The sequence below is a fragment of the Allosphingosinicella sp. genome (assembly GCF_036387215.1).
In the GTDB taxonomy this organism is placed as follows: Bacteria; Pseudomonadota; Alphaproteobacteria; order Sphingomonadales; family Sphingomonadaceae; genus Allosphingosinicella.
The window spans coordinates 1-3,667 of record NZ_DASVUE010000146.1; the positions used below are offsets into that span (position 1 = coordinate 1).

Genomic DNA, 3,667 nt, shown 5'->3' on the forward strand with positions numbered 1-3,667 from the left:
CCATTCGATGACGCGCCGGTCCTCCATCGTCGCCGGGGCGATCGGGACGAGGTCGTCGAGACGGTCCTGGGTGAGCACGAAGCCGCCAGGATGTTGGCTAAGGTGCCGCGGAGTGCCGATCAATTCGCGGGCGAGCTGGAGGGTGAGGGCGAGCCGGGGGTCGGAGCCGTCGAGGTTGAGGTCCTGGACGTGGCGGTCGGCGACGCCTTCGTTCGACCAGCCCCAGACCTGGCCGGCAAGCGCTCCGGTGACGTCCTCGGGCAAGCCCAGGGCCTTGCCCACTTCGCGGACGGCGCCGCGGGCGCGGTAGCGGCTGACGACGGCGGTCAAGGCGGCGCGGCTCCGGCCGTAGCTCTGGTAGATCCACTGGATCACTTCCTCGCGCCGCTCATGCTCGAAATCGACGTCGATGTCGGGCGGTTCGTTCCGTTCGGGCGACACGAAGCGCTCGAACAGGAGCTCGTGCTTGATCGGATCGATCGAAGTGACTCCCAGCAGGTAGCAGACGACGGAGTTCGCCGCCGAACCTCGCCCCTGGCAGAGGATGCCCTTGCTTCGGGCGAACTCGACGATCGAATGGACGGTGAGGAAATAAGGCGCGTAGCGGAGCTGCTCGATCAGGCGGAGCTCGTGGCCGAGCTGCTTCTCATAAGGTTCGGGAAGCCCATCGGGGAATAGCAGTGCCGCCTTGCCGCGGACGCGCGCCTCGAGCGCCTGCTGGGGGCTGGTCCCTTCGGGCACCTCGCTCGGATATTGATAGGCGAGCTGCGACAGATCGAAGCTGCAGCGGCCGGCAATCTCGCCGCTTGCAGCGATCATGTGCGGCCAGCGCGCGAACAGCCGCTCCATCTCGGCGGCGCCCTTCATGTGCCGGTCCGCGTGCCGCTCGCGCCGAAAGCCCAATTCATCGATCGTGCACTTCTCGCGGATCGCGGTGACGACGTCCTGGAGCAGGCGGCGGTCCGGCGAATGGTAGAGTACGTCGCCGGTGGCGAGCGGCTTCACGCGCGCTGCGCGGGCCAGCCGGTCGAGCGCGTCGATGCGGGCGAGGTCGCCGGGGCGGCGCTGGTAGGAGATTGCGGCATAAGCGCGCTCGCCGAAAATGGCGCGGAGCCGCTCGAAGGCTTCGGCCGCTGCATCGTCCGCCTCATTGGTGACGAAGGCGGCGATCAGGCCCTCCGAATGCCGCTCGACATCCTCCCAGCCGATCCGGCACGCGCTCTTGCCCAGCCAGCGGCCCTCGACCGGCTCCAGCGGTCGGCAGGCCGAGAGGAGGCGTGTCAGCCGCGACCAGCCGGCGCGGTCCTCGGGGTAAACGAGGATGCTCTCGCCCGTGACGAGATCGAGCCTGCAGCCGGGCACCAGCCGAACGCCCGTCGCCTTCGCCGCCTCCCAGGCGCGCACCATGCCCGCGACGGAGTTGCGATCAACGACTCCGATCGCTTCGATTCCGAGATTGGCCGCAGCCGCGAACAGCTCCTCCGCTGAGGAAGCGCCGCGAAGGAAGCTGAAATGGGTGGTAACCTGAAGTTCGGTATACATTGCGCGGCAATCATTAAATGACTATATCAACTGGTCACTTGGAGAGTATGATGAGCAGGATGGTTGGCGCTGCCGAGGCGAAGACGCACTTGCTGCGCCTGCTCGAGGAGGTGGAGCGGACCCGCGAGCCTGTAACCATCACGAAACGCGGCAAGCCGCTGGCCCAGCTCGTGCCGATGAAGCAGGCCGAGCAACCTTCCATATTCGGATTTCTGAAAGGGTCCGTCATCATCCACGGCGATATCGAAGAGCCGATCGATCCCAATTGGGAAGCAGAGTGGGAGGCGAACAATCCGCCCGAGCTGTATCGGTGATCCTGCTCGATACGAACGCCCTGCTCTGGCTCGCGGAGAGCGACCCGCGCTTGGGCAGCACGGCTCGCAAGACGATTGCTCAAGCAGCCAAGACGGCGAAGATCCTCGTTTCGGCGGTGTCTTTCTGGGAAATCGGCTTGCTTGTGAGCAAGGGGCGCATCACCCTGTTGGAACCGCTTTCGCGATGGGCCGACGCGGTGGTCGCACGGACGGACATCATGGTCATCCCCGTCGATGCCGCAATCGCGATCGAGGCAGGGCTGCTGCCGGGCGAGTTGCACGGCGATCCGGGCGATCGCTTCATGATCGCAACCGGACGCCTTCTGCGCACACCGCTGCTCACCTCCGACCGCAAGATACTCGCTTACGCTAAAGCGGGACATGTCGAGGCGATCGACGCGCGTCTCTAACCCGCTCACCCGAACATCCCCTGGAGCCACCAGCTGAGATCGCCGGTGCGGACGTCCACGCCGTCGCCGCGGCGGTAGAGCCAGAAGCGGGCGCCTTCTTCGTCCTCCACCTGGAAATAGTCGCGCACCGCATCGGCCTCGCCGCTCTTCTTCCACCATTCGCCGTAGATGCGCTCGGGGCCGTCGGCTCGGGCGACGCGGTGCATTCGGCCCCGCCAGCTGAAGCGGAGCGGCGGCTGGTCCGGAAGCTCGGCCATCACCTTGTCCACCCGTTCGGGGCTCGAGAGGAGGCGGGAGGGGCGGGGCCAGCGCGTCGGCCATTCGGCGGCGGCCCCAAGCGGCGGCAGGCGGCGGAGCGAGCGTTCGGGAACGTCGCTCTCGACCGCGCCGGTGCGGAAGATGCGGGCAGGCCCGAGGCGGCTGGCGAGCCGGTCGATCAAGGGCACGAGATCGGGCGCGGGCTTGTCGCCGCCGAGCACGCTGTCGATCGGCTGCGCGCCGAGCGGCTCCGAGCGCTCCGCGACGAGCCGCATCGCCTCGATTCCGAAGCCGGGGTCGATCGTCTCGATCTTCATGGCGAGGAGGCGGAGGAGGTGCGCGGCATCGCGGGTCGCGCGGGCGGTGCCGACGGCGATCGCCTGCTCCACCCCGTCGATGCGCGAGCAGAGGAGGAGGGTGCGCTTCGAGGCGAGGCCCTGCTTTCCGAGCTCGGCGATGAAATCGCTCATCAAATGCTCCAGCGCTTCTCCGATCGCTTCGGCGGTGCCGATCGGCTCGGCGAAGCGGAGGGTCGCGCTCGGCGGCTCGGTGGGGACGATCGGGTCGAACGGCTCGGCGGCCCAGCCCAAAGCCTGGTCGAGGCGGGTGAGCAATGTCTTCCCGAAGCGGCGACTGAGCGGCCCGCGCGGCATCGAGATGAGGTCGCCGATCCGGTCGAGGCCGAGCCGGTGGGCGGCGCTCACAATATCGTCTTCGGCGCGGAGCGCGGCGAGCGGGAGCGGCGCGATCGCTTCGGCTTCCCGGCCGGACGGGCAGAGGGTGATGTCGCCGCCAGCGTGCCGGGCGAGCGCGTGAGCGGCGCCGGGCGTGCCGGCCACCGCGATCCGGGCGGATAGGCCGAGGCGAGCGCAGAAGCGGAGGATGCGCTCGCACATCCTTCGTTCGCCGCCGAACAAATGAGTGACGCCGGTGAGGTCGAGCCACAGGCCGTCGGGGCCGGAAAGGGCGGCGGTCGGAGTCCAGCGGCGGGCGGCGAACAGTCCGAGGCGGGTGAGGAGGACATGGTCCCTTTCCGGCTCGGCATCGCGAAGATCGAGCCCCGGCACCAGCACCCGCGCCTGGGTGACGGCCATTCCGGGAACGAGCCCGAGCGCGAGAGCGGCGGGGCAGGCGGCGGCGATC

The 3,667-nt window shown here is 68.4% G+C and carries 4 protein-coding genes; 2 read left to right on the forward strand and 2 right to left on the reverse strand.

Annotated elements, in window-relative coordinates; translation table 11 throughout:
* Positions 1-1,542 (reverse strand): PHP domain-containing protein (locus VF662_RS05755; RefSeq protein WP_464138843.1); only part of this gene is annotated, 1,542 nt, incomplete at its 3' end.
* A 50-nt stretch (positions 1,543-1,592) separates the two neighbouring features.
* Here VF662_RS05755 and VF662_RS05760 point away from each other — a divergent pair.
* A complete protein-coding gene (locus tag VF662_RS05760) occupies positions 1,593-1,856 on the forward strand; it encodes a type II toxin-antitoxin system Phd/YefM family antitoxin (RefSeq protein WP_464138844.1) in 264 nt (87 codons plus the stop codon).
* Positions 1,853-2,266, forward strand: a complete 414-nt coding sequence (locus tag VF662_RS05765) for a type II toxin-antitoxin system VapC family toxin (RefSeq protein ID WP_464138845.1) — start codon at positions 1,853-1,855, stop codon at positions 2,264-2,266. The genes VF662_RS05760 and VF662_RS05765 overlap by 4 nt, the downstream gene beginning before the upstream one ends.
* 5 nt (positions 2,267-2,271) lie before the next feature.
* Here the strand turns inward: VF662_RS05765 and VF662_RS05770 are convergent.
* The coding region (locus tag VF662_RS05770; RefSeq protein ID WP_464138846.1) for a DUF6504 family protein at positions 2,272-3,667 on the reverse strand (1,396 nt) is incomplete at its 5' end.

Coding starts and splice junctions, on each gene's coding strand:
- VF662_RS05760 (WP_464138844.1), top strand. CDS start 1,593: ATGAGCAGGATGGTTGGCGCTGCCGAGGCGAAGACGCACTTGCTGCGC.